27 protein-coding genes are annotated in these 26,466 nt (G+C 36.9%); 7 read left to right on the top strand and 20 right to left on the bottom strand.

What is annotated here, in order from left to right; all coding sequences use genetic code 11:
- From CCAL5182_RS08000 to nhaD, 13 genes are all read right to left on the bottom strand, one after another.
- Positions 1–960, bottom strand: a 960-nt coding sequence (locus tag CCAL5182_RS08000) for a phage late control D family protein (RefSeq protein ID WP_336610712.1), incomplete at its 3' end; no start/stop codon positions are given.
- A complete protein-coding gene (locus CCAL5182_RS07995; RefSeq protein ID WP_336610711.1) occupies positions 954–1,148 on the bottom strand; it encodes a tail protein X in 195 nt (64 codons plus the stop codon). The genes CCAL5182_RS08000 and CCAL5182_RS07995, both read right to left, overlap by 7 nt.
- The gene (locus tag CCAL5182_RS09085; RefSeq protein ID WP_442862144.1) at positions 1,141–1,440 is read right to left on the bottom strand and encodes a phage tail protein; all 300 of its coding nucleotides are present in this window, start codon (positions 1,438–1,440) and stop codon (positions 1,141–1,143) included. Before CCAL5182_RS09085 ends, CCAL5182_RS07995 begins: the two co-directional genes overlap by 8 nt.
- Positions 1,419–2,333, bottom strand: coding sequence for a phage tail tape measure protein (locus tag CCAL5182_RS07990; RefSeq protein ID WP_336610710.1), 915 nt, complete (start codon positions 2,331–2,333; stop codon positions 1,419–1,421). Before CCAL5182_RS07990 ends, CCAL5182_RS09085 begins: the two co-directional genes overlap by 22 nt.
- Positions 2,291–2,557: a hypothetical protein gene (locus tag CCAL5182_RS07985; RefSeq protein ID WP_336610709.1), complete on the bottom strand. Its 267-nt coding sequence runs from the start codon at positions 2,555–2,557 to the stop codon at positions 2,291–2,293. The genes CCAL5182_RS07990 and CCAL5182_RS07985 overlap by 43 nt, the downstream gene beginning before the upstream one ends.
- On the bottom strand, positions 2,554–3,195 hold the full coding sequence (locus CCAL5182_RS07980) for an MFS transporter (protein ID WP_336610708.1): 642 nt from the start codon (positions 3,193–3,195) through the stop codon (positions 2,554–2,556). Before CCAL5182_RS07980 ends, CCAL5182_RS07985 begins: the two co-directional genes overlap by 4 nt.
- Positions 3,196–3,260: 65 nt before the next feature.
- Positions 3,261–3,764: a DNA-deoxyinosine glycosylase gene (locus CCAL5182_RS07975; protein WP_336610707.1), complete on the bottom strand. Its 504-nt coding sequence runs from the start codon at positions 3,762–3,764 to the stop codon at positions 3,261–3,263.
- Positions 3,751–4,152 carry an MmcQ/YjbR family DNA-binding protein gene (locus CCAL5182_RS07970; protein WP_336610706.1) on the bottom strand — a complete coding sequence of 134 codons (402 nt, stop codon included), beginning with the start codon at positions 4,150–4,152 and terminating at the stop codon, positions 3,751–3,753. Before CCAL5182_RS07970 ends, CCAL5182_RS07975 begins: the two co-directional genes overlap by 14 nt.
- 50 nt (positions 4,153–4,202) lie before the next feature.
- The gene (locus CCAL5182_RS07965; RefSeq protein ID WP_169999830.1) at positions 4,203–4,841 is read right to left on the bottom strand and encodes a cupin domain-containing protein; all 639 of its coding nucleotides are present in this window, start codon (positions 4,839–4,841) and stop codon (positions 4,203–4,205) included.
- Between the two features lie 135 nt (positions 4,842–4,976).
- Positions 4,977–5,690: a hypothetical protein gene (locus tag CCAL5182_RS07960; protein ID WP_336610705.1), complete on the bottom strand. Its 714-nt coding sequence runs from the start codon at positions 5,688–5,690 to the stop codon at positions 4,977–4,979.
- Complete coding sequence (locus CCAL5182_RS07955; RefSeq protein WP_336610704.1) at positions 5,677–6,864, bottom strand: DUF262 domain-containing protein; 1,188 nt, start codon at positions 6,862–6,864, stop codon at positions 5,677–5,679. Before CCAL5182_RS07955 ends, CCAL5182_RS07960 begins: the two co-directional genes overlap by 14 nt.
- A 330-nt stretch (positions 6,865–7,194) precedes the next feature.
- A complete protein-coding gene (gene guaA / locus CCAL5182_RS07950) occupies positions 7,195–8,730 on the bottom strand; it encodes a glutamine-hydrolyzing GMP synthase (RefSeq protein ID WP_336610703.1) in 1,536 nt (511 codons plus the stop codon).
- On the bottom strand, positions 8,730–10,106 hold the full coding sequence (gene nhaD / locus CCAL5182_RS07945; RefSeq protein ID WP_336610702.1) for a sodium:proton antiporter NhaD: 1,377 nt from the start codon (positions 10,104–10,106) through the stop codon (positions 8,730–8,732). The genes guaA and nhaD overlap by 1 nt, the downstream gene beginning before the upstream one ends.
- Before the next feature lie 183 nt (positions 10,107–10,289).
- On the opposite strand from nhaD, the gene CCAL5182_RS07940 reads away from it, so the two are divergent.
- From CCAL5182_RS07940 to CCAL5182_RS07925, 4 genes are read left to right on the top strand one after another with little or no spacing between them, the layout of a single operon-like run.
- Positions 10,290–10,754, top strand: coding sequence for a hypothetical protein (locus tag CCAL5182_RS07940; protein WP_169936129.1), 465 nt, complete (start codon positions 10,290–10,292; stop codon positions 10,752–10,754).
- Positions 10,744–12,561, top strand: coding sequence for an excinuclease ABC subunit UvrC (uvrC, locus tag CCAL5182_RS07935; RefSeq protein WP_336610701.1), 1,818 nt, complete (start codon positions 10,744–10,746; stop codon positions 12,559–12,561). The genes CCAL5182_RS07940 and uvrC overlap by 11 nt, the downstream gene beginning before the upstream one ends.
- Before the next feature lie 9 nt (positions 12,562–12,570).
- The gene (locus tag CCAL5182_RS07930; RefSeq protein WP_336610700.1) at positions 12,571–13,314 is read left to right on the top strand and encodes a hypothetical protein; all 744 of its coding nucleotides are present in this window, start codon (positions 12,571–12,573) and stop codon (positions 13,312–13,314) included.
- A gap of 1 nt (position 13,315) precedes the next feature.
- A complete protein-coding gene (locus CCAL5182_RS07925) occupies positions 13,316–16,210 on the top strand; it encodes an ATP-binding response regulator (protein WP_336610699.1) in 2,895 nt (964 codons plus the stop codon).
- Positions 16,211–16,259: 49 nt separating this feature from the next.
- Here the strand turns inward: CCAL5182_RS07925 and dnaJ are convergent, their stop codons facing one another.
- Positions 16,260–17,375, bottom strand: coding sequence for a molecular chaperone DnaJ (gene dnaJ / locus CCAL5182_RS07920; protein ID WP_336610698.1), 1,116 nt, complete (start codon positions 17,373–17,375; stop codon positions 16,260–16,262).
- Between the two features lie 118 nt (positions 17,376–17,493).
- Between dnaJ and CCAL5182_RS07915 the strand changes: the two genes are divergently transcribed.
- From CCAL5182_RS07915 to recR, 3 genes are read left to right on the top strand one after another with little or no spacing between them, the layout of a single operon-like run.
- Positions 17,494–18,165: a response regulator transcription factor gene (locus tag CCAL5182_RS07915; protein WP_336610697.1), complete on the top strand. Its 672-nt coding sequence runs from the start codon at positions 17,494–17,496 to the stop codon at positions 18,163–18,165.
- Positions 18,162–19,409 (top strand): ArsS family sensor histidine kinase, encoded by a 1,248-nt coding sequence (locus tag CCAL5182_RS07910; RefSeq protein WP_169972099.1) that lies wholly within the window; start codon positions 18,162–18,164, stop codon positions 19,407–19,409. Before CCAL5182_RS07915 ends, CCAL5182_RS07910 begins: the two co-directional genes overlap by 4 nt.
- A gap of 5 nt (positions 19,410–19,414) precedes the next feature.
- The gene (gene recR, locus CCAL5182_RS07905; protein ID WP_336610696.1) at positions 19,415–19,987 is read left to right on the top strand and encodes a recombination mediator RecR; all 573 of its coding nucleotides are present in this window, start codon (positions 19,415–19,417) and stop codon (positions 19,985–19,987) included.
- A 67-nt stretch (positions 19,988–20,054) separates the two neighbouring features.
- Here recR and pyk read toward each other — a convergent pair whose 3' ends face one another.
- From pyk to lysS, 6 genes are read right to left on the bottom strand one after another with little or no spacing between them, the layout of a single operon-like run.
- Complete coding sequence (pyk, locus tag CCAL5182_RS07900; protein ID WP_169936113.1) at positions 20,055–21,503, bottom strand: pyruvate kinase; 1,449 nt, start codon at positions 21,501–21,503, stop codon at positions 20,055–20,057.
- Between the two features lie 49 nt (positions 21,504–21,552).
- Complete coding sequence (locus CCAL5182_RS07895; protein WP_169936111.1) at positions 21,553–22,341, bottom strand: shikimate dehydrogenase; 789 nt, start codon at positions 22,339–22,341, stop codon at positions 21,553–21,555.
- Positions 22,341–23,153 carry an SPOR domain-containing protein gene (locus CCAL5182_RS07890; protein ID WP_170016199.1) on the bottom strand — a complete coding sequence of 271 codons (813 nt, stop codon included), beginning with the start codon at positions 23,151–23,153 and terminating at the stop codon, positions 22,341–22,343. The genes CCAL5182_RS07895 and CCAL5182_RS07890 overlap by 1 nt, the downstream gene beginning before the upstream one ends.
- Before the next feature lie 9 nt (positions 23,154–23,162).
- Complete coding sequence (locus CCAL5182_RS07885; RefSeq protein WP_169936107.1) at positions 23,163–23,705, bottom strand: DUF1882 domain-containing protein; 543 nt, start codon at positions 23,703–23,705, stop codon at positions 23,163–23,165.
- Positions 23,705–24,949 (bottom strand): serine hydroxymethyltransferase, encoded by a 1,245-nt coding sequence (locus CCAL5182_RS07880; RefSeq protein WP_169936105.1) that lies wholly within the window; start codon positions 24,947–24,949, stop codon positions 23,705–23,707. Before CCAL5182_RS07880 ends, CCAL5182_RS07885 begins: the two co-directional genes overlap by 1 nt.
- Positions 24,946–26,457: a lysine--tRNA ligase gene (gene lysS, locus CCAL5182_RS07875; protein WP_322619309.1), complete on the bottom strand. Its 1,512-nt coding sequence runs from the start codon at positions 26,455–26,457 to the stop codon at positions 24,946–24,948. The genes CCAL5182_RS07880 and lysS overlap by 4 nt, the downstream gene beginning before the upstream one ends.
- Positions 26,458–26,466: the final 9 nt, after the last annotated feature.

Below are 26,466 nucleotides of genomic sequence, written 5' to 3'. Positions count from 1 at the left end.
CTCCACATCGATCATATAGCTTGTAGCATTTAGATTGTGAGATACCGACTTTACGCTAAATTCTACATTTTCAAGACCTGCCACGCCTAAAACTTTCAGCTTTCCACCGGCTCTTAATTCTCTGCCCGTAGCCGTAAGCGAGCCGTTTATTCCGCCGCGTTGCAGCTCATTTAGCTTTGCTTCGCCTTTTTTAAAGGCTTCGTTATCGCTCTTTGGCTCGGGGATATTTAGCTTATAGGTTTGCTCTCCACTGCCTACTTTAGCCTGTTTATCTTTGCCCTCTTTGCTATCGTGCCACTGCACGATTACGGCAGAGTAGCTGTTGCGGTTTGCTTCCGTGATGCTTAGGCTTTCACACTCGGTCAAGGCTATTTCAAAGATTGGCAGGCTCTCGTTTTTTGGCGTGTTTGACGTTTGACTCTCATCGCCTTTTGCGTCCTTGCTTGTAATTATTATTGTATTATTTGCTACTTTCATTATATAACCATAGTCAAAGCATAGTCCATATAAAAAGTCAAGATCGCCAATATCGTTTTGCAGAACGGAGGCGATAGGCTGATCCGTTCCGCTAGTTTTTGCCGACAGGATGTTTTCGCCTGCTATCTTTGAGGCTATACTAAAAAGGCTAGTATTTTCCCAGCTTCTACGTTTGGCTATCTTCCCCGGACTTGCGAAATTTACGGCAGTAGCTCTTACTTCTGTTGTGTTGGCTTTGTAATCACGCGTGGCGGTTTGGACTGAAAATTTGCCGCAATGATAAAGATTGTCGCCATATCCCAGCCAAAGCTCCAGCTGATCTCCAAATATTGGTTTGGCGTATATGCCATTTACAACAAAGCTTATTTCATCACTTTCGCTTCCCTCTTTATCTTCGTAGTTTAGGCTTATTAAGTTTGTTTTGATTTTAGCGGTGATGTCGTTACCTTTAGCGAGTAGTTTAAAATTTGGTTTTCTTACCATAACGTTTTCTCGTTTTTTATCTCTTTTACCTTTATTTTAGGCAAAAAGACTTTATCTCCAGCCCTTAAAATAGCGTTTAAATGACTATTAAAGGCTAAAATTTCGGCAAAGTTTTCTAAAGTGCCGTAATGTTTATAAATGATAGTATCTAAACGCTCATTGTCGCTAGCTATATAAATTTTATCCATCATAATCCCTTTTAAGCTCTAAACTAAATCCTTGTGTAAAAAATAGTCCATTGTCTGTAAAAACCGCTTGGCTCTCGCTTATCTTTGTTATAATAAATTTGCCTAGATATTTGCCGTATCCTGTTACTAAAGGGTAGCTAAGCCCGGCACCAGCTAGAGCATAAAGCTCTTTTAGAGCCTCTTGCTTATCTCCGCTATAAGGCAGAGTGTGTCCGTCTATTTTTATACTCTCATTTCCTAAATTTGCACGAAAGAGCGCAGGATAGTTATTTATACGATCATTTGAGCTAATGCCAAATTCGCTCTCTTTTGAGATAGAATCCGTTTGCTTCCAGTTAAATTTAAATCCGCCTGAGATCCGAACATATCGGTCAATACGCCCATTTGAGCTCTTTTATCCACTTTCGCCAAAGCGTTTAAAAACATATCAAGCCCACCGCTTGCGTCACGCTGCATCGCTACCTTTAAGTAGTTTGCATCCATTCCCATGCTTTTTAGAGCTTCTTTAAATTTCTCATCCTGTCCGTCAATATTTGCAAGTTTGTTAAAAAGCGAGTTCATAGCGGTACTTGCTACTTCCGGAGCTTTGCCGAGAGATAAAAAGCTACTTGCAAGGGCTGAAATTTTATCGCCTTTTAGTCCTAAAATAGAGCCCGATCCCGCCGTGCGACCGATCACGTTTATTATATCTCTTGCATTTACCATTGACATTTTATCGTCAAGGTAGTTTATCTTATCGCCAAGCACGGCTATCTCATCGATGCCTAGTTTTAGGTTATTCATAACTGACGCTGTTAGTAAAAAACCAGTAGTAGAGTGCCCACTTACTACTGTTTCTGTAGTAGCACTTAACTGGGATTTATCTAGTGTTACCCATACACCAAAACATACACTTGTAAAAGCAATTGGAAACATAATAGACTTTGCAATAAAGCCATTTTGTGGGTCTGTTATTCCCCACTGAAGTATTAGCCCATTTGGCAGTTTTGTATAGCCGTTTGAAGATTTTGAGCTATCAAAGCTTTCATCCAAAAAGCTTTTTACTGCTTTTTCAGTTACTGCTACATCTTCAGCATTACCAGTGATTGAGTTTTTGAGTTTGGTTATACCTGCTTTTGCTTCTGTTGCGTATATGCTATCGTCTATTTGGTTTGCGTTCGGCTCTTTAACACCAGGCTTAGCCACACTTCGCTTTTAGGGATCTGCGCGCCCTTTGTAGGCGTGTTTTTAGCGATTATTTTGTCTAAAAACGCCTCGATTGACGCCTTATAAAGCTGCGCATTCGCCGAGTCGTATTTATCGTTTAAAATACCGCTTACGGTGCCCTCTCCCTTGCCGATGTGCCTCGCTAATAGCGCGTTTGTTACGCCGTAAGCCTTGCAAAGCTCAAATTTCTCTTTTAAATTCATACTTTCTCCTTTATTACATTTTTATAAATACCGTATGTCTCAAGCAACGGTACACTCATGCGACGATGCGAAGCAAGGCTCTCTTTGAAGTTAAAATTTGCGACAAAAAGCACAATACCTATCACGCTAAGCACGACAAAAATCCCGCGCCAGTCTGTAACTTTAAGCAGAAACGATCCGCCGATAGGAGAAAGAATGGGTGCTAGCGAATTTATAACCATCATGAGTGAGAAAAATTTAGTCATCTCATGACCGCTGTAAAGATCACCTACTACCGCACGAGCGATAACTACGCTGCCCGCACTTGAGAGTCCTTGGATAACCCTCATAAAGATAAACATCTCGATACTTGCGGTAAAAAATATACAAATCGTGCTTATAGTATAGATGATAAGCGATATCGTAAGAGGCAGTTTTCGTCCGAATTTATCACTTATAGGGCCGATTAACAACTGTCCGATCGCAAGTCCTGCCATACTTGTGGTAAGGGTGAGTTGCGTAAGCGAGGTTGAGGCGTTAAACCAATGCGAGATAGACGGAAGTGCTGGAAGATAAAGGTCGATGACAAATGGTCCAAATGCGGAAAGTGCACCCAAAAAGAGCAATAAAAATATTTTTGAATTATGTTTGCGTTTCATGATTTCCTCAAATTTTAAAGGGGCGATTATACTATTTCAAACTAAATTTAAATGAAATTTGGATTTCACTTATTTAGTATAACCACATACTCTTTTATAAGTCTTTCGAGGCTAAATTTGGCATTTCTAGGGCTTGTCGAAGGAAGAGGCGTGACGTTTTTGCCCGTTGCTTGTAAAATTTCGTCTTTTAAAAATTTGTTGCAAATTTCATAAGCTTTACCGCCGTTTGCATAAACTTGCCTGATCTTTGCCGTATCAAAAATCGGCCTTAAATTTACAGGAATTATCCGCCTCATATCAGCGTCACTTGAACCCTTTATCTCGCACATCAAAGCGGCGTCATAAAGAGCGATCTTATGTTTTAGCAAAAACTCTATCTTGCCATTTGTCTCTTTTGGAATTTGCTCGTTAAAAAGTGAAGCAAGAACTTTATAAAAGCGATTTTGAGGATGTGAATAATAAAATCCGGCCTCACGTGAGATAACTGACGGAAATGAGCCGAGTATTAAAATTTGCGAATTTTTATCAAAAATCGGCTCAAAAGGATGAGTATAACTAGCGCTTTTCACTTCGCTTGCTCTTTTTAGCGCTTAATGTAAAGCTCTCGTCTATGAAGTCAAAAACTTGTTCTTTTGAGATATCGCTGTTTAAATTTATGCTTATCCAGTGCTTTTTACTCATATGATACGCTGGGATTATACGAATTTGATCGTGCAAAAGATAAACAAGAGATGGATCGCACTTTAAATTTAAAAGTTCTACTTCGCCTTTAAATTTCTGCCTTGCCTCATCGCTAAAATCAAGACTTTTAGCATCTGCCGATAGTATGATAGCAAACCATTTTTGGTTGTCCTTATGTCTAAAAACATTGATTTTAGGGTATTTTTCAAACACCTTCTCGCCCTCTATGTCAAATTTATCTTTTATGTAGCTTGCGATACTTTCTTTTAGACTCATACTTTTCCCCTTTAAGATAATCACAAAATGTATTTTACCTCAAATTTATTTTAATCCCTTGTAACGATCAAAAGCATCTTAAATTTATCCATCACCTTTAGTCCATGTGGAACTTTACCGGGCATCACGATACTATCGCCCTCTTTTATGTTAAATTTCTCATCACCTATGGTAAGATCAAGCTCTCCGTCAAGCGCAACCAAAAGTGCGTCTCCTGGTGCTGCATGCGTAGAAAGTTGTGTATTTGCACCAAAACTCATCAAAGTCACAGTTGCTTTATCGTTTTTAACAAGAGTTTTACTTACCACCTTGCCATCTTGATATCCTACCGCTTGGACTAGGCTAAATACAGCCGCCTTATCTAAATGCTCTATCATTACATTCTCCTTAAAAGTTATCAAAATCAATTTACTCTGCTTTTTTGCAACAAATTTACGCCAAACACCATTTTCTATAAGACAGCTCTCGCCCGTTTTTAGCATAACTTCCCGAGTGTCATAGGTAAGCAAAATTTCACCGTGCACTACCCATGCAAGGCAGTCTGAAAAAAGCTTTTCTTTATCGATCTCCTCACCTTCATCAAGAGCGTAGATATCTGTGTGTAAAATTTTATTTATAAATAATCTTTGACTAACTATGCTAGCATGCTCCATCAAGATATCATTGGTGAAATTATAAATTTTTGCCATTTTTATCCTTTTTATTTATTTCGGATAATTATAGTATGATTTAAAAATGTTTTTATAGATGTAGGTCAAGGGTCAAGGGAGTAGATAAAATATTAATGATTATTTTCTTTATATTGGCTCAAATTTATATCATTTTTACCAAATTCTTTCTTCTAATTCCTTTTGATAAATTTTATATAATTCAATAAAAATATTATCGATCAATAATAAAATAGAAAACCATAAAAAATAATTTCTTGCATGCTCATCTTGATTCTTCAGCACAGTCAAATCTGGTAAATTTTGCTGGTAAGATAGTGTATTGTGTGCGATTCTGTTTCTTTGACTGTATAACAACTCGTATTTATCTTGAATTATATTTTCCACTAAATTATTTTTATTTTTTAAATATTGATTTTCTTTTATAATATTACTTTTAGAAAAATTTTCAAAAGAGCATTGGTCCCATATTGCTAAATTTGTATTTTCAAAAACGCTCTTTACAAATTGAAACGAACCCTCTTTTACTCTTTTTTTAATATCTGCATTATCAAAAAGATTTAAATCTTTTATTTGCTTACATAGTGATTTGTATATATCATTCTTTGCCTTATATGTTGAGCACTCTCCTAGTTGAAATTTATTACTTAAGAAATCTCTTCTAAATTCAAAGTCGTTGGTTGCGATTTCCCATATTATGCATTTCATTTTTTGTTCTTGATAACCTGTCATTTTTAGAAAAGTAGACTGCATTATATAGTCGCATAGCGGGTATGTTTCCACACCTGCGCCTATACCTGAACTGGCAATAATAGTCTCTTTTAAAATAACCGACATTGATGTTAAAATAAAATCATCATGCTTGCTCATATGTTACATCCCTTATAGCATATTTGCTGTATATCTCTATGGAACTGCCGATCCTTGATTTAAGATATTTAATTGCGCTTGGATTTTTTTTATGTAAATACACATTTTTAAACTTTGCAATTTCTTGATTTAACTCGCCAAGCAACTCATCTTTCTTTTCAAGTTCTATTTTAAATTTTTTAAACATAATAAAATAGATCAACCCAAACAACTTAACGTCCATATCAATAATTGATTCATATTTTGCAAATAAACCAAGCTCAGATAAAGTTTTTTCTATACTATTAAATGCAAATTCATGATTTGTATCTTTAAAAATATCATAATATGACACAAATAAATTAGACGTATTTTCTCCCACTAAAGAATAAATATACTCTTCATAATATTTTTCCATTTTTCTAGCAAATCCTTTAGCTAGACCATCTTGACTGCCATCTTTTTGATATTGAGACAACAAGGCAAGATATCTTACAAAATCCATCTTGGCATCATTGACAAATATTTTGTTGACAAATTCAGGCTTAAAATATTTTGTCAAATCTTTGTTTAAGTAATACAACGCAGATCTACTTTCTTGAGGCAATAATGTTTCACCCTGCATATTTATATTTCTAAATACTTTGGAATAAAAATTTTGTTGTTGTTTTTGGTCGTTTGTATTAGGAACTAGATATGAAAAACCTAAGAAATTATTATTAAAAAAATCATCATCAACCTCATAATCCATATTTGCATAATTACCGTCAATTATATTATTTTTAATTTCGTTCTTCTCTCTTCCTTTTTTGACAAGACTATTAAAATTCCACTCTAAAATATTATCCATAAGCCCTTCGTCTATAGGATTATCATCTTCGTCCGCAAAGCCAATTTGCTCCTTGCTAGCAAAAGATTTTTTGTCGGGAAACAATCCAAGATATGCCAGCAATATACTTGTCAAGCGCTGCTGTCCATCCAAAATTAAATTAACATTTTTTCCATCTTCTTCAAAACTTCCTATCGTTATAGGTGGAATAAATTGTTTTTCTTTAAAAGCTTTTATAAGTTCTTTTGTTTTTTCTTGTTTCCAAACAAAATATCTCTGGTATTCTGGCAAAATAATATTTCTTTTTAAAATTAAATTTATCCAATGCTTTAATGAATACTCACCGTAATAAATTTTATTATCCACAATCTTTCCTTTGTTTAAAGATTACAATTACTTATTTGACTTGTTATTACAATCTTATCTTAATATTTGTCTTTTTTGCAATGGGTTATAGAAAATAGATTTTCATCAATTATATATTTTTAAACATCCGATGTATAATTTTGTTTATGGCATTGGTTTTAACGATGGCTTGCATCAATAGCACATGCCACTAAAAACCACTTTTAAAATTTTTAATAAATTTATGTAATTTTATATTTTATTTTAAAACAACCAGGATTGCACTGTATTATTTTTACAAATAACACAATTTAACCCTAGTTGCTTAAATGCTTTTTATTTAATAATAGCTTATTCCCACTCGATCGTTGCAGGTGGTTTTGAGCTTATATCATAAACTACGCGGTTTATTCCCTCAACCTCGTTAATTATACGACGTGATACATTTTCAAGCAGGTCATAAGGAAGTCTTGAAAAGCTTGCCGTCATGCCATCACTAGCATCTACCACACGGATACAAACAGCGTTTTCATAAGTGCGGTTATCACCCATTACGCCTACGGAATTTACATTTAAAAGCACGCAAAATGCTTGCCATGTTTTGTTATACCAGCCTGTGCTTTTTAGCTCATCGCGAAGTATCACATCGGCTTTACGAAGAAGCTCCAAGCTAGGCACATTTACTTCACCCATTATGCGTATAGCAAGTCCTGGTCCCGGGAACGGATGACGGAAGACAAGATCGCGAGAAAGTCCTAGCTCAAGGCCAAGCTGTCTAACCTCATCTTTAAAAATTTCACGTAACGGCTCGATAAGCTCAAATTTCATCCAGTCAGGCAAACCACCGACATTATGATGACTTTTTATCGTTTTACTAGCACCAACAACCGAACTCTCGATGATATCGGTGTAAAGTGTGCCTTGTGCTAGGTATTTTACATTTGTGTGCTTTTTGGCTTCAGCGTCAAACACCTCGATAAACGTCTCGCCGATTATTTTACGTTTCTTCTCGGGATCGGTAACTCCTGCTAAACGACTTAAAAACATTTCACTCGCATCAATAACTATCAAATCAACGCCTAGACGAGTTCTAAATGTAGCCTCAACTTGCTCACGCTCATTTGTGCGAAGTAGACCGTTATCAACAAAAACAACTATTAAATTATCTTTTATACAATGTGCCAAAAGTGCCGCCACGACAGAGCTATCAACACCACCGCTAACTGCACAAAGCACCTTGTCATCGCCTACTTTAGCCTTTATACGCTCCATTTGCATTTTAGCAAAGCTTCCCATATTCCAAGTGCTTTCACAACCACAAATATGCTTAGCAAAATTCTTTAAAATTTGAGAACCAAACTCGCTGTGCTGGACCTCCGGGTGAAACTGCATGGCATAAAATTTACGCACATCATCACCAAACACACAAAACGGTGAATTTTCGCTAGTCGCCAAAGGCTCAAACCCTTGCGGTAAATTTTCAACTATATCAGAGTGGCTCATCCATGCTATTTGAGAATTTGGAGTATCGGCAAACAAAACATGCTCTTTTACTACATTTAGCTCTGCCTTACCATACTCTTTTTTATTTGCCGCAGCAACCTTTGCTCCGAAGTTATGAGCTAGAAGTTGCATGCCGTAGCAAATTCCAAGTATCGGAAGACCTAATCTAAAAACTCCCTCATCGCAAAAATAAGCATCGGCCGCATATACACTTGCAGGACCTCCACTTAGTATTATACCTTTTGGCTCTTTTGCCTTTATATCGTCAAACTTGGCGTTAAACGGTAAAATTTCCGTATAAACACCCTGCTCTCTTAAACGACGAGCGATTAGCTGAGTATACTGCGAGCCAAAATCCAAAACAATAATGTCAGATGTTTTCATTAATAAATCCCTAAAATTTCAAACTGGACATACCAAATAGCGATCGAAACAACATATCCGACAACTATTTTCCATGCCTGGCTCATATGTGCGCCAAATGTGTAAATGCCTTTTAGTTTTCCCATTACGCCTACACCGGCAGCAGATCCAAAGCTTATCATAGAACCACCGATACCTGCTGTTAACGTAACAAGCAACCACTGATCTATACCCATACTAGGGTTTGATTTAAGAACTGCAGACATTACCGGAACATTATCAACGATAGCCGAAACGAAACCGACCGCGATGTTGATCGCGCTAAGACCGAATACATCATAAAGTTTGATAAGATAATCCAAGAAACCAAGGAAGTGAAGCGCGCCGACGGCTGAAAGGATACCAAAGAAAAATATCAACGTATCATTTTCTATCTTTGACATAAAGTGAAATAAGCTTATAGGCTCTTCGGTTTTATTTACTTTCTTAAAGATGTATGTGTAAATTCCTAAAAGTGACATACCAAACATCATGCCAAACATCGCAGGAAGATGGAAAAGCTGGTGTCCAAGAACCGCCGAAACTATCGTAAACACACCAAGATATATGATAACTTTACCACCCTTTTTAATTGAAAATTTAGGCTCGTTCTCAGGGTCAAAGTGCGGGCTTCCTTCCGGAACGCTCTTAACAAGCAAAAGAGCGGTAACAAGCCAACCGATGATAGAAACCGGAAATAAAAACAAGAAATCCACAAAAGGAGCTTTACCTGCAGCCCAAACCATAAGCGTAGTAATATCGCCAAACGGGCTCCAAGCACCGCCGGCATTAGCCGCTACAACGATATTTATAGCGCCTGCAACCAAAAATGGCTTATTGGTTCTATCTATTGTCAAAAGAACAGTTGAAAGGATAAGCGCGGTAGTTAGGTTATCGGCAACCGGGCTTAAGAAAAATGCAATAACACCTGTTAGCCAAAATAATTTTTTATACGTGTAACCTTTTGAAACAAGGTTGTATTTAAGGGTATTAAATACGTCTCTGTCGATAAGTGCTTCTATATAAGTCATCGCAACTGTTAAGAAAAATACAATCTGCGCGATCTCTAAGATAAGGTGATTTACTTCGTTATTTAACGGATGGACATCCATGCCATGGATAACCATGTAGATGCCAATTAGCATAAACATAAACGTACCTATAAAAAGCGCGGGTTTTGCTTTATTTACGTGGTATTTTTCCTCGGCGGCGATAAAATAATAACCGACGACGAATATAATTAAGCAAAGTATTCCGACCCATGTCGTGCTAAGGTCGATGTGCTCCGCACCGGCTGACTCTGCACCGCTTGCAAATAGCGAACAAAGCATCAGCAACATTAATGAAAGAATTTTCATAAATTTCTCCTATTTTTGGTTTTAAAAACGATGTATTTTACTTAAAACTACATAAAATTTATTTAAATTTTATTTAAAGGTTTGAGTTTTGCTCTCTTTCACAGGCTTATCTCCATAAAACGGATCCGCCTTGTAACCGCACCCCATTAGGAAACTTAAAATAAAAAATGATAAAATCGTCTTATGAAAGATGCTAAAAATTTGATTGAACATATCTATAAAAATCCTCTATATAAAAATTTACACAAAGCCAATGACTGCAGAGAGCTAGTCTTGCTTATGAGTAAAACGTATCAAAGTTTAATAGCCTTTTGCTACCTAAAACACACCACACTTTACTTTGCTCTTAAACATCCTCTAGCCCTGCAAGAACTTAGGCGAGATAGTAGTATAAATATGATAAAAGGCTTATTAAAAGCGCATTCAAGCATCAAAAAAGAGAGCAACTTAGGCTCAGTAGAGGATATAAAATTTTTTGTTACAAAAAGTCTTAGATTTTTGCAGCCAACACAAAACGAGTTAAAAATTTTATGCCCAAAAAGCAAAGGAAAATTTGCAAATTTAGCCAAAGATGAAAAAATACACGCCAAATTTGAAGAGATAAGAGCTATTTTGCAAGCTAGAAACGATAAATTTAATGCTAATTGACGAGATAAAAACTCTACCAAACGAACCTGGCGTCTATCAGTATTTTGATAGTGCAAACCGCCTTTTATACGTAGGCAAGGCTAAAATTTTGAAAAATCGTGTCAGAAGCTACTTTAGCTTTTCTAACGGACTTTTGCCAAGCCCAAAAGTAAGCCCGCGCATACATAAGATGTTAAGCGAAACCGTCCACCTTGAATACATCGTAACGTCAAGCGAAGCTGACGCATTAATCCTTGAAAACTCCTTTATCAAGCAACTTAAGCCAAAATATAACATCTTGTTAAGAGACGACAAGACTTACCCTTATATATTTATAAATTTAAATGATGATTTTCCTAGGTTTGAGATAACACGAAAGATAGTAAAAGGTTCAAATATACGCTATTTTGGACCATATTTCAGTGGAGCTAGAGAACTACTTGACGCTATTTACTTAAATTTTGCTCTTGTGCAAAAAAAGTCATGCCTTAAAAGCAAAAAGGCGTGTTTGTTTTATCAACTGGGTCGCTGTAAAGCACCTTGCGAGGCTAAAATTTCAGCAAGCGACTATGCTTTAATCGTAAAGGAAGCCATGCATGCTTTGCAAAATCCAAATTTGCTCATTGAGCGCCTATCAAAAGTCATGTTAAGCTATGCGCAAACCCAAAACTACGAACAAGCCGCAGCTGTTAGAGATCAGATAGAGACGCTAAAAAACATGCAGATAAAAGTCGAAGTCGATCTTGCCAAGCTTGAAGACTTTGAAGCTTACGCAGTAGTTGCTTCGCACTCTTTGCTTTGTGCGATTAGATTTAGTGTTCAAAACGGTAAGATAAACGGAGTAAAAACATCTATCGCAAATGCAAAAGATAGCGATGAAAGCACGATAAACGAAGCTTATAAACACATTATCCTTGAAAGCTTCGCGCCTGATCAACCATTTATAAGCACTAAAATTTATACCCTTGATGAATTTGAAGATACAGCGCTGGTTGAGAAAATTTTAAACGAGAGGCACTCTACTAGGAAATTTAGCATACAAACGCCAAAAATCGGCGAAAAACGTAAAATTTGCGAGATCGCCGCCAAAAATGCCCACATAAGCATAGAAAAATATCTTAAAACAACACAAAGCGAGCTACTTGAAGAGATCGCAAACTACTTTGAACTTAGCACGACACCTTATGTTATCGAAGCTTTTGATAACTCACATTTATTTGGAGAGGCAACAGTTGGTGCTATGGTGCGTTATGAAAACGGTGAATGGACAAAACAAAACTACCGCCACATGCATTTAAGTGCTAAAAACGACTACGACCAGATGAAAGAGAGCCTAAGTGCTCGAGCGCTTAGATTTGATAAACTTTCCCCGCCCGATCTTTGGGTGCTTGACGGCGGAGAGGCTATGCTTAATCTAGCTTGCGAAATTTTAGCAAGTAGTGGGACAAATATCGACATTATCGCCATTTCAAAAGAAAAAGTAGACGCAAAAGCATACCGCGCAAAAGGCTCGGCAAAAGATAAAATTTATACATTAAAAGGCAAATTTAGCCTTGGCACAGATGATAAAAAACTACAATTTTTCCAAAAGCTACGCGATGAAAGCCACCGTTTTGTTATAAATTTCCACCGTAAAACAAAACAAAAACAAAACATGCAAAACTCAAAACTCGCACAAGCCGGGATTTCGGCGGGACAGATTGTGAAGTTATTAAATTTTTATGGAAGTTTCGATAAAATCTATACGGCAAATTTGGACGAAATAGCAAACGTTACAAATAAAAGCGTTGCGCGAAAGATCGACAGCCTTAGGCAATCCGAAACATAAAGGAAGCTTGTGATACTCTATGATAGTTCTTATAAAATTTTCGGCATGGGCGGTAAAAGCCTTAGAATTTTACATTACGACAGTTTTGATGACTTTATGGCTAGAAACAGCGATCTTGACGATATTTGTGAAAACTATAAAAAAGAAGACAACTTAAGCTTTGTTCAAGATATCCTAAAGTCCCCAAAAAGCACAAAAGCAATTACTTTACGCACCAAAGACAATAAAAAAATAGAAGCAACCGCCAAGGTTTTACAGCTAAGCCTTGCTAGCGGCGAGAGTATGTATGAGGTTGTTTTACTTTTAGACGAGGACTTACTTCCGGTTGCTAATACAACATACGACGACGAACTTCCTGCACTTAGACTTCCTGTTTTTAGATACCTAAGCATGAACGAACAAAGTAAAATTTCAAACACCATGCTTGATGATACTTGGTTTGAAAGAACGAGCAAATTTCTAAACATCAGCTATGAAGAATTCGCCTCATACCTAAATGTCTTGGTAAAAGGGATAAATAAAAACAGCATAGCTTTGCATAACGCCTTGATGTCGCACGACACGACGCATGTAGCAAAGATAATCTCCATACTAAAAGAACCTGCCGTAAATTTACACGTAACACCTCTTGTTAAAATTTACGAGTCGGTTCAAAATGACAATGCAATAGACCTCGGTGCGTTTATACTAAATATCCGCAACAGCCTAAAAAGCCTAAATAGACTAATAAGAAAATACGGTAGAAAAGTATAATATGAAATTTTTTAAAGACTACACACTTTTGATCTCAATTGTAGTAGCGATAATGTTTAGCGCCTACACAAGTTACGAATACATGCAAAAAGCCACCATCTCAAACGAGCTAATCTCAAACATCAAAAAGCAAACCCTGCTTAAACAGATGACTCAAACCCTCATACAAGAACGTAGAAGTGCATTAAATTTTATAAATAATCCAACCCCTAAAAACGAAGAAGACTTTAATAACCTACACGCAAAAAGTAAAAAAATCACCGATGAAATTTCAAAACTTTTTGAAGACATGCCAGAATACAAAGCCGATCTCATACAAAATATAAAATTTCTAAGAGAAAACATACAAGATGCCAAGCAAAAGTATTCGACCGCGTTTTTATACTTTTTTCAACGCATAAATAGCTCAATGATAGAGAGTTACTTAACAGCTCAAAATTCAGACATCAACTTGGACTTAAAAATTTATATCACGATCTTAAATAAAATTTACTCAAATTTAGGGCTCATAAACGAATCCCGCAGTTATATTTCCGAAGCACTGTCAAACCACCAAATCGTAACGCAAGAAAATATCATGAGATGGCTAAATGATGAAATTTTAGAGCAATCACAAATCAACCTCTTGCCACAAAACGAAGTAAAAGCCCAGATAGAAAAGCTTATAAACAGTAAGCAAACCATAGATATGCTAAGTGAATTTTCAGATCTATATCTTAACATCGTATCATCTAAAGCGCATGAAATTTCATCTGATGATATAAAAAAGATAGATCAATTCGAATACTATAAATTTAGTATCTTGCTTGAGTTTTCAGATCTTGTCGAAAACAAGCTGATACGTGATGCAAGTATATTTTACTCCCAGGCGCACTCTAAATTTATAGCATTTTTAGCACTTACCGGCTTTTTGGTGTATTCGGTGATTGTGCTGTTTGCTAGGTTAAGACTACTTAATGAACTAAACGAGGATCTATCTTACATAAAAGAATATATGATAAAGAAAGATATCACCCCAGAAGCCGTGCTAAAAGAGCTAGTAGCAACCCATAGAAACCTGTCTGATAAGTATAACCGCAACAAGATGTTTAACGGGATAAAAAATATATATCTAAACAAACTTATAAAAACACATAAAAACAAACATAAACAAAATGCCCAAAGTATAGCATTTTTAAAGAGGTCGTTCCTGTCTGCAGATAAAACAAAAGCCATAAATACCCTTGATGAAAACACAACTTTGACATATGCAAATTTTGAAAATATCAAAAATATCCTTGATATAGAGTCAAGTGATTTTGTCCTTAATAACGAGGAATTTGATCCGCAAATTTTGTTTAAAAATATCCTTGAGAGCAAGATGGGTGATGTTAGAGATAAAAAGATAAATTTTATAACTTTTATCGATCCGAAACTTGACAAATACCTAGTCGGAGATGATAATAAGATCAAAATTATCACTTCAAACATCATCTCAAGTGCCATATCACAATGTAACCAATACGCAAATATCACAGTCGAAATAAAAACCCTCCCTCAAGAGCTAGGAAGCGAGTTTGTAAATTTAAGCGTAAGTGTGCAAAATGACGCCAACACCTTAACCCAGTCACAGATACACACTCTTTTAAACTCAGATGCAAATTTGCAAAACTACCAAGAGGATACGGAGTTTTGGATAGCAGTTGCAAATATGTATCTTGAGCTTATGAATAGTAAAATTTTTATAAATGCCGCCAATGCCACCGGTGGCATAGGTAACGAATTTAGATATACGATAAAGCTTAGGACCACCGACAAACCTGACATCCCTAAGTATAATAAAAATTTACAAGTGTGTTTTGTAAATGACATAAATGCAAAATACAATAGCTTTTTTACCCAGATTTTAAAAGATTTTGGCATAGACTTTCAAACGGTGTCAAATTTATCAAGGATAAACGACCCTAAAAAATACAACATGATCCTCATGCGCGAAGACAAAGAGATACAAACAAATATCAAAAATTTATCGATGGTAAAAGATCCGCTTACTCCAATCGGTATTTTAAGCAAATTAAAGCATGATTATTTTGTGCATTACGCGCAAGATTTTAGCCTAAATAGACCTCAAGTGCTTATATATGACAACAACTCTATCGTCTTAAATATGTGTGCTACGGCATTTGAAACTTACGGCGTTGATATTGTGCTAAAAAACAACTATGAAGCCATGCTTGAAATGACTAAAAATATCTACTTTGATATCATTTTTATAACAGCGCAACTTCACGGCGATATAACCGCCACAATGAAAGAGTATGATAGATTTAAAGCACTAACTCTAAACGCCCAAACTCCGGTTATCGGCATGCTTTCAAACACGAGTTCCGCATCAGAAAAAGACATCGAAAGTCTATTTGACGCTCACATCAAAAAGCCGTTTAATACAGAAAACTTAAAGATGCTTTTATACAAATTTATACCGAATTTTAAAAATTTCGTAAAAAAAGAGAATGATCTTGCAAAAAATAAGGAAATTTTACTTTGCAAAAAGTCACCTATCGAAAATAAAATTTTTGTAAGTACACTTGAGGAATTTAACGACAAGCTAACTGTTGCAAGCAGCTTTGACGAGGTAGTGCAACATCTAAGAGATAAGATATATGGTCTTGTTTTGGTTGATGAAGAGATAGAGGGATTTAACATAGAAACATTATCAAATTTTATGGAAACGGCTATTGAAGAGCATAAAATAGACGCAAAGCTATTTGTATTTAGCAACAAAAAGATACAAAAGCAAAAAAGCAAATCATACATAAAAGAGTTCTCGCCACACATCGGCAAAATTCAGCTTGCAAACGCTATCAGGCAAGAGTTAGGGCATGGACCAAGAGGAGCTGTAGGCACTCACCTATAAAATACTACTTGCTTGTTAATAAAACAAGCAAGTGAATTCTTAGCCAGGTTTAAGACTTTTTAAACCAGCTTTTTATCTTATCAAAGACGCTGTCGTTGTCGTGTATCGCGGTGCCACTTTTTATATCAAAGCTTTCTTGGAGTTTCGTAAGCAGTTCTGTTTGCTCATCGGTTAATTTTTGTGGATTTTGTATCGAAATTTGAACTATCAAGCGACCGACACGCTTTGAATTTACATTTTTTACACCCTCGTTTTCAAATATAAACTGCTGTTTGTCTTTTGCTCCGACAGGTAGTTTTAGCTCTGTTTTGCCATGAAGTGTAGGTATCGTTATGCTTTCTCCGAGTATCGCTTGGGTAAAAAACACAGGAAAATCAACATAAATATCATCATTATGTCTAATAAAATAATCATCCTCAGCCACATTTATATTTACATAAAGATCCCCGCTCTCGCCTCTTGAACTTATGTTTCCTTTACCGGAAACCCTCATTCTCATGCCGCTATCAACACCCTCCGGAATGCTTATCTTTATAGTTTTTGACTCTTCTTTAAAGCCGTTTCCATTACAACTAGGGCATTTTTCGCTGATAGTTTGACCGCTACCATGGCAGTAAGGACACTCTTGAACAAGACTCATAAAGCCTCTGTTTTGAGAAATTCTTCCCGTTCCTCTACAATACTGGCATGTATGGGTTTTGCCATCTTTGCTTCCGGTTGATTTACACTCGTCACAAGGGACTTTAATCTTGTAACTTATCTCTTTTTCGCAACCAAAAACAGCCTCATGAAATTTTATATCTATAGATACTTCAAGATCAACCGAGTATTTATCGGTATTTCTACGACGTGTCCTTGAAGAACCAAAGTCGCCAAAAAACGAGCTAAAGATATCTGATATATCAAAGTCGGCACCAAAACCTCCTCCAAAACCACCCGATCCATTTAAGCCATCTTTGCCGTATCTATCGTAAATTTCACGCTTTTTTTCATCGCTTAAGACTTGATAGGCTTCATTAACTAACTTAAATTTATCTTCAGCTTCTTTATCTCCGGCATTTCTGTCCGGGTGGTATTTTAAAGCAAGTTTTCTGTAAGCTTTTTTTATCTCATCCGCATTTGCGCTCTGAGAAATTTCTAATATTTCATAATAACTAACTTCCACAACATTTCCTAAATTTATTATTAAAATCCGTTATTCTATCTAATATTTTATAAAATTTAGAAATAAATTTATCTTTTTTGCGTATAATCATACAAATTTTTAACATAAGGATACAATAATGGTTAATGTTTTAATGATTGAAGATGATCCGGAATTTGCACAAATTCTCTCTGAGTATCTTGATAATTTTAATATAAAAATAACAAATTTCGAAGATCCGTATTTAGGTCTTAGCGCCGGCATCAAAAATTTCGACCTACTTATACTTGACCTTACTTTGCCTGGCATAGACGGACTTGAAGTATGTAAAGAGATCAGACAAAAATATGACATACCTATCATCATAAGCTCTGCTCGCTCCGACATAAGCGATAAGGTTGTAGGACTTCAAATAGGTGCTGACGACTATCTGCCAAAGCCATACGATCCAAAAGAGATGTATGCTCGCATAACAAGTCTTATCCGTAGATACAAAAAAACAAACGAGGTTCAAGAAGAAGTTATAGACAGTGCATTTAGAGTAGATGAAAAACGTCATGAAATTTACTTTAACAATGAAGCTTTAACACTAACTCCTGCTGAGTATGAGATACTAAACTATCTTATCAAACAACACAGCTTTTCAGTATCTCGCGAGCAACTTGTCTATAACTGCAAGAGCCTAAAAGATAAGGACTCAAAAAGCTTAGACGTTATCATAGGTCGTCTTAGAACAAAAATAGGTGATAGCTCAAAATCACCTAAACATATATTTTCAGTTCGCGGCATAGGATATAAACTCATCGGATGAAATACTCTATCACCACGAAAATTACGATAATATTTGCCATCGCGTTTTCGCTGATGTGTTTGCTGTTTTTAACTTTTGCAAACATTCAGCGAGACAACGCCGTGGACAAACTTCGAAGCAAACAAGTAAGTGCCATAAGTTATCTTTTAACGCTTTACGAAAGAGCTAATCCACCAAAAGATCTGGAGCACTACTTTAAAAATTTCGGGCTTGAATACGTCGGTAATAAAAATTTAGCAAACGCAGTTGTGGATAACGGAGAGCATATCTTTGCAAGACATACCCCGCTAGGACTTGTGCAATCCATACTTTATAAAAACGACCTTTATTTGCTTATTAAAAACCCATCCTTTCAGCTACTACTTGAAAGCAACGACGTAAGGCATGTAAATGACCCGCTTTGGATGGGATTTTTTGTTATTTCCGCATTGCTTATATCACTTTATGTGTCGGTACTAAAAAGTCTTTTACCGCTTAAAAAGTTAAGTAAAGACATAAGAAGATTTGCCGCTGGAAACATGGACACGGTTATCTGCCCTCTACCTAACGCAAAAGCCCAAGATGAAATATCGCAAGTCGCGCTTGAATTTGATAACGCAGTTTGCAAGATAAGAGAGCTCATACGCTCAAGACAGTTGTTTTTGCGAGCTATAATGCACGAGTTAAAAACACCCATAGGCAAGGGTCGCATAGTCTCTGAAATGGTGTCAAACGATACGCAAAAATCACGCCTCATAAATGTCTTTGAGCGCCTTGAAATGCTAATTAATGAATTTAGCAAAGTCGAGCAACTTCTATCAAAAAGCTACGCACTAAACTATCAAGAGTGTCATTTTTCACTGATACTCGAACAAGTCGAAGACATGCTTATGCTTGATAAATTTCACGAAAAAGTAACTTGCGAGATAAAAGAGGATATGCTTTTAAGGGTTGATTTCCAGCTGTTTTCTCTTGCGATCAAAAATTTAATAGACAATGCCCTAAAATACGCCAACGACAAAAAGGCTATCGTGATATGCGAAAGCAACAGAATAACTGTTAAAAATTTAGGCAACCCTCTAGCTCACCCGATAGAACACTACATGCAAGCCTTCGTAAGAGGCGATAAAAACACCAGTGCAGGCATGGGTCTTGGACTTTACATCATAGAGCAAATTTGTCAAATGCAAAAATTTGAATTAAACTATGCATACGAAGATGGCTATCACTGCTTTAAAATTTCTCCATCTACCACTAAAAAATAATCACAATGAAAAAAGACTTAGAGAAATTTAACGAATTAGTAGAGGCGTTTAACAAGCTGCCAGGTATAGGCAAGAAGTCGGCTACTAGATTTGCTTATTTTGTAAGCTTGCAAGATACATTTGGCGGACTAAAGCTGGCCCAATGCATAGAAGATGCGGTTAGATTTATCAAGCGTTGCGAAAGATGTGGAGGACTTAGCGAGAATGAAATTTGCGATATCTGTGCCGATACGACAAGAGATAATAGTCTATTAACTATAGTTGAAAGCCCAAAAGACATTTTAACCTTTGAACAAAACGGCATATACGATGGATTTTACTTCGTAATGGAAGAAGTAAATGAAGAGGTTATAAACAAGCTAAAAAAAACAATAACCATAAACCAAACAACCGAAGTCATCTTTGCCTTTACTCCTGGACTAAATTCCGATGCGCTTATGATCTATATAGAAGACAAGATAAAAAACCCAGACATCAAATTTAGCAAACTAGCCCAAGGTGTTCCTACCGGAGTAAGCCTTGAAAATGTCGATATGCTATCACTTTTAAAAGCATTTGAAAGCAGAACAAAAACTTGATATTTTATTTATTTTAGGATAGATTAAAAACCCTTCAAGCCGATAAAACAGCTTGAAGGGTGTAAATTTATATCTTTTGAGATAGATAATAATCAATCTGGTCGCGTCTTAGAATTCTTAAAAAGTTTGTGCTTCCCTCAACTCCGGTCGGATGTCCCGCAGTTACCAAATACCCCTTTTCATGATCCACAAAACCACCTTCTACTGCTTTTTGTATAGTGTCAGCCAAAAGATCACCAAGTTTATTTTTAGCAACAACAAGCGCAGGAGTTATACCCCAAGATAAGGTTAGCGAATGCGCCGTAGCTTCATCGTGGGCTACTGCATAGATGTCGATATTTGGGCGATTTCTAGCAAGTTTTATGGCTGATTTACCAGACGATGTTATAGATATTATACCATCTAGCTTTAACCTAACGGCAAGAGCGGCTGCACTTGAAGAGACTACATCAGTTTCATCCATAAACTCAAATTCATCAAATTTATTATACGGATATATACTCTGTGTTTGCACGATTGTATTGCTCATCGCCTCAACGACTGCAACAGGATTTTTGCCTATCGCACTCTCCTCGCTTAACATAACAGCGTCCGTTCCGTCCAAAACGGCATTTGCAACGTCACTTATCTCTGCACGCGTAGCGGTTTCATGTTCTGCCATACTTAACATCATTTGTGTTGCAGTGATGACAGGCTTGCTAGCTGCATTTGCTTTTTTGATTATAAGTTTTTGTATAGTAGGCACACGGTAGTATGGGACTTCTATGCCAAGATCGCCTCTTGCCACCATGATACCGTCACTTTCTTTGATGATCTCGTCTATATTTTCAACAGCGTCAAATTTCTCTATCTTAGAAAGTACACTCGCTTTTGAGCCAAATCCTCTTAAAATTTCTTTTGCTTTTCGCACATCATCTGCATTTTGAACAAAACTAATCGCAACAAAACTCACCCCACACTTAGCACCAAATTCCATATCACTTCGATCTTTTGGAGTTATAACCTCTATACCTATTTTGGTATTTGGGAAATTTACGCCCTTGTTTGAGCTTAAAGTGCCGTCGTTTTCTATCCTAGTTTGGACAACTTTTGCACTTGCTTCAACAACCTTTGCACGGATGTTGCCATCATAAAGATAGACGTATTCGTCAGGTTTTAACATTGCCAAAATTTGAGGTTGATTTAGGCAAGTTTTATAGTGATTTTCATCAACTTTAACACCCAAAATTTCATCAGCATATATATCAAGCCTATCGCCAGTTTTTAGCTCAAATGGCACCTCAAGCTTGCCAATACGGACTTTTGGACCGCAGATATCTTGTAAAATTCCTATACGAATATTAAGCTTTTTCTCTACTTCACGAATTTTGTCGATGTTTGATTTATGGTATTCGTGTGTTCCGTGGCTAAAATTTAAGCGAAAGACATTTACGCCTGCTTTCACCATCTCTTCCATCACGGATATGTCGTCGCTTGCAGGCCCTAAGGTGGCTACGATTTTTGTCTTTTTTATCATTTTTATACCTTTTTTGATTTTGATGATTATATCACATTAAGAGGTTAGTTTAAAGACGAAAAACCTCACGCATTGATTTTTCTATCTTTGTCTCGTCCAAACTTGAGTCATAAAATAAATTCAACGCAAAAACAGCTTGAAAAAGCAACATATCCGCACCATTTTTACATGTAAGGTTATGCTGTTGAGCTAAATTTAAAAACGGGGTTGCTCTATTATATATCACGTCAAATGCAAAATTTGAACCTTTTATCACAGGAAGTAAAATTTCAACCGGAGCACATAAAATATCGTCTTTTAAACCTGCAGAAGTTGAATTTATAACAAGGTCATAACCTTTTGGTCTAAATTCATCCCAGCTAAAGCAGTTAAAATTTTGACTTAAATCTTGAATACGCTCTTTGCTTCGGTTTAAAATTTCAACCTCAACTCCGTTGTTTTGTAAAACATACGCAAGCGCCTTTGCTGTGCCACCGGCTCCTATTATAAGAGCTGTTTTAATATCGCCAAACGGCGCAATAGCTCGCATAAAGCCCAAAGTATCGGTGTTATAGGCATAAATTTTATCATTTTTTAAAACCAATGTATTTGCCGAGCCTGCACAAGTGGCAGTCGGCGAAGCAACATCGGCTAAATTTAAAGCATGCTCTTTATGAGGAACCGTGACATTTGCCCCATCAAGCTTTAAGGAGCGAAATTTAGACATTAACTCGCTTCCATCTTTTAGTAAAACACGAGTATAAAGCGCATCAAGACCCAAATCCCTCAAGGCTTTATTGTGAAGCCTTGGAGAGATAGAGTGAGCGACAGGATCTCCGAAAAGTGCGAAGGTTTGCATTACTTTGCCTTATATACAAATGCGTCTTTGTTTACATCTTTCCTAATATCAGCAAGTGCGTTTTTAAGCTCGTTTGCCCCAAAAGGACCGACGATAACTTTAGTTAACTCTCCAACTTTTACAGTTTGGTATTTATAGCCTTTGGCTTGCAATTTTTTAAGATAGTCCGCATTTGGATTATACTTAAGTCCTGCAAAAACTTGCACATAAGAGCCTCCTGTGCTAGCCTGAGTAGTAGGCTTAGTTGGTTGAGTTTTAGCAACCGGGGTTTGAGTCGGTTTTGCAGCTTGAGGTTGTTTTACCTCTTGTTTTTTATCAGCCGCTTTTGTCTCGTTTTGAGTTTTTGTGCTAGTTGTTGATTGAGCCTTTGGTTGCTCTTTGGCAACTACGACTTCAGACTTAAGCTCCTCTTTTTTAGCTTCATTTGCTGCGGCTATTTTATTGCTCTCTTTTTCCTTTAGCCTTTTTACCATATCTTCAAATTCGTCATTACTCTTGCTTTCAGGAACAATAGGTACTTGCTCAAACAACTGATCGTCTTTTTTGTCATTTATAGGAAGAGATGGCTGCTGAGCTACGATATTGTTATCTTTGGGCGTTTGAGTTGGTACAGGTGGCAAAACAAGCCTTGAATCTATATCATTTTGAGCTTGAGGAACATCACTGGAATTTAGCATTTTTATCGCCATAACGATAATTAAAAATAAAATCACAAGAGCCGCAACAAAGACTAAAAGTCGCTTTATCTTTGCACTTTTTATCTCATCGTCGTTATCCAAAAGTATATCTTTTAGCTCATTATCTGTTTGCATATCTTTTCCTTACATGTGTTTCGACCAGCTCGCCCCTCGCTCTTTTTGATAAAGCTCATAAGGCAAAGCCAATATATTAAATTCTCTTGGCATATCGGTATTAGGAAACATTCTCCACTCTTTAGCAAGACGCTGAGACAGCTTCATGCTTAGCATATTAGCTAGCTGGCAAGCCTCGTGAAATGTCGTATGACCTTTGTGAACATATAGATGTAAATGTCCCTCGGTCTTGCTTTTATATGCGGTAAAATTTATAAAACCTTCCTCTCGCAAAAGCAACTGTGCACGATGCCAAAAACGTTCAGGCGTTCTACCGTTATAGTCAAAAACGATATTCTCAACCTTGTCGTTTGCGTTTATCAAAGGGTGAGCGGCAATAATCCTTCCTGCGTCATGATCTTGTATGACTTTATAGTTTAAAAGCTCATTAACACGCTCAAATTTATCAAAAAATAACCTGCCTTTATGTTCTATTTTATTAACTATAACGTCGCGTTTTATAAAATAATGCGATGTTATCATCTTGATAAGTGCAGTATCAATACTTTGCATTAAAACATCGCCCTGTCGTATATTATAAATTTATGCGCTAGTTCTTTTAGTTCGGCCTTTGTTTTTTTCTGGATAGATGTGTTATTTATGTCGCTAAGCACATCTGCGATTTTATTTGCTATTAGCTCAAATTCGGCCTCTTTCATACCGCGTGCAGTAAGAGCAGGTGAGCCTACGCGAATACCGCTTGTTACAAACGGACTTCTTATCTCGCCAGGAACCGTATTTTTATTGACAGTTATGCCTGCATTTCCTAGTGCGATATCAGCATCTTTACCGCTAAATTCTCTATTTAAAAAGCTCATCAAGATAAGATGGTTGTCAGTACCACCGCTTACTAGGTCAAAACCGCGTCCCATTAACACTTCTCCAAGCTTTTTAGCATTTGCTTTAACTTGTTTTGCATAAACTTTCCATTCAGGTGATAGGTTATGCTTAAAGCCTACTGCTTTGCCTGCTATGACATGTACAAGTGGTCCGCCTTGAATTCCAGGGAAGATTGAAGAGTTGATTTTCTTTGCATACTCTTCATTATTTGTCATAATGATACCGCCTCTTGGTCCGCGAAGAGTTTTATGAGTAGTTGAGCTTACGACATCGCAGTGTGGAAATGGATGCATATGCTCGCCCGCTACAACAAGACCTGCGATATGGGCTATATCGGCAAAAAGTATAGCTCCAACCTCATCGGCTATCTCTCTAAATTTTTTAAAGTCGATCTCTCTTGTGTAAGCGCTTGCGCCGCAAACTATCATCTTTGGTTTTACGATCCTAGCGATATCTAAAACACGCTCGTAATTGATACGTCCGTCAAGCTCTACACCGTAAAAAAAGCTCTCATACATCTTGCCTGAGCTACTTACTTTAGCGCCGTGAGTTAGGTGCCCGCCATGACTTAAGTCCATGCCTAAAATTTTATCGCCAGGGTTTAAAAGTGCGCCGTATACACCTTGGTTGGCTTGAGAGCCTGAGTTTGGTTGAACATTTGCAAATTCACATCCAAAAAGCTCTTTACATCTGTCAATTGCAATCTGTTCTATTTGATCAACAAATTCACATCCGCCATAGTAACGCTTGCCAGGATAGCCTTCTGCGTATTTGTTTGTTAGGATCGAGCCCATTACTTCCATTACTTCAGGATATGTGAAATTTTCACTAGCGATCATCTCAAGGTGATCACACTGTCTTTTTAACTCAAGTTGCACTAGATCAAATATTGACTTATCGTAATTTTCTAAACTCATTTGCTCTCCTTTGTTTGGTTTTCATTTTTTAACGGTCTCATAGCGGGGAATAACACAACATCACGAATCGACTTTTTATCGGTAAGTAGCATAACAAGACGGTCGATACCTATGCCCTCGCCAGCTGTTGGAGGCATAGCATATCCAAGAGCACGGACATAGTCCTCGTCCATCTCATGCGCCTCGTCATCTCCTGCGTTTTTGGCTTCTATCTGACCGGAAAAGCGGCTGTATTGATCTATTGGATCGTTTAATTCATTAAAGCCGTTTGCAAGCTCGCGACCTGCGATAAACAACTCAAATCTCTCTGCCACATTAGGGTTTTTATCACTTCTTCTTGATAGCGGAGATATGGAGATCGGAAAGTCAATTATAAATGTAGGATTTATAAGCTTTTCTTCGACATAGTTATCAAAAAGTTCCGCTTGAAGATGTCCTAGATCAAGCTTGTCGTTTGCCTCAAATTCATCTTTTTTAAGCTTGGCTAAAATTTGCTCTTTATCTTCTATGATACTAGGATCGATGCCGCCTATCTCAACAAGTGCTTTTTTATAATTTATCCTAGCAAATGGCTTTGAAAAGTCGATCTTCATACCGTCAAATTCTATGACCTTTTCCATCTCAAGTTTATCGAGAAGGACGTTAAAAAGCTCTTCTGTTATGCCCATCAAATCATGATAAGTATGATACGCCCAGTAAAATTCTATGCTTGTAAACTCGGGATTGTGCGTTAAGTCCATGCCCTCGTTACGGAAATTTCTATTCATCTCATAAACAGCCTCAAAGCCACCCACGATCAAGCGTTTTAGATATAGCTCCGGTGCTATCCTTAGATAACGATCAACACCTAGTGCATTATGAAAAGTAACAAAAGGCTTAGCATTTGCACCACCCGCGATCGGGTGCATCATCGGGGTTTCAACCTCTAAGAAATTTTTATCTTCAAAAAATCTTCTAATCGTAGAAACAATGATCGAGCGCTTTTTAAAGTCATTTCTAACTTCAGGGTTCATTATCATATCAAGATAGCGCTGACGATATCTTGTCTCTATGTCAACCAAGCCGTGGTATTTTTCAGGTAGTGGGGATATCGCTTTTGAAGCAAGTGTTAGCTCGCTAACATGCATAGAAAATTCGCCCGTTTTAGTAACAAAAGCATATCCGCGAACAAAGATGATATCACCTACTTCGATATTTTTCTTAACAACCTTAAACCACTCTGCGTCAAGTGTTTTGTTACTAAAATAAATTTGTAAATTTCCGTCTTCATCTTCGATATTTGCAAATATCGCCTTACCTGCGTCGCGTATCAGCTTAATGCGACCCGCAAGACTTACGAATTGCCCCTCGGCTTTTTTATCTTCCGTATCTTTTATATGATTAAATTTAAGTCTAAATTTAGAAATATCCATATCACGTCTTAAGAAATGAGGGTATGGATTAACTCCCATTTCACGCAGATCATCCGCTCTTTGTAGCCTTTGTTGTTCTAATTGATTATCAAATATCACCTTATC

This window comes from Campylobacter sp. 7477a (assembly GCF_014892335.1).
In the GTDB taxonomy this organism is placed as follows: domain Bacteria; phylum Campylobacterota; class Campylobacteria; order Campylobacterales; family Campylobacteraceae; genus Campylobacter_A; species Campylobacter_A californiensis.
Note: the sequence above shows the minus strand (reverse complement) of the source record. Positions and strands in the feature narration are given on the sequence as shown.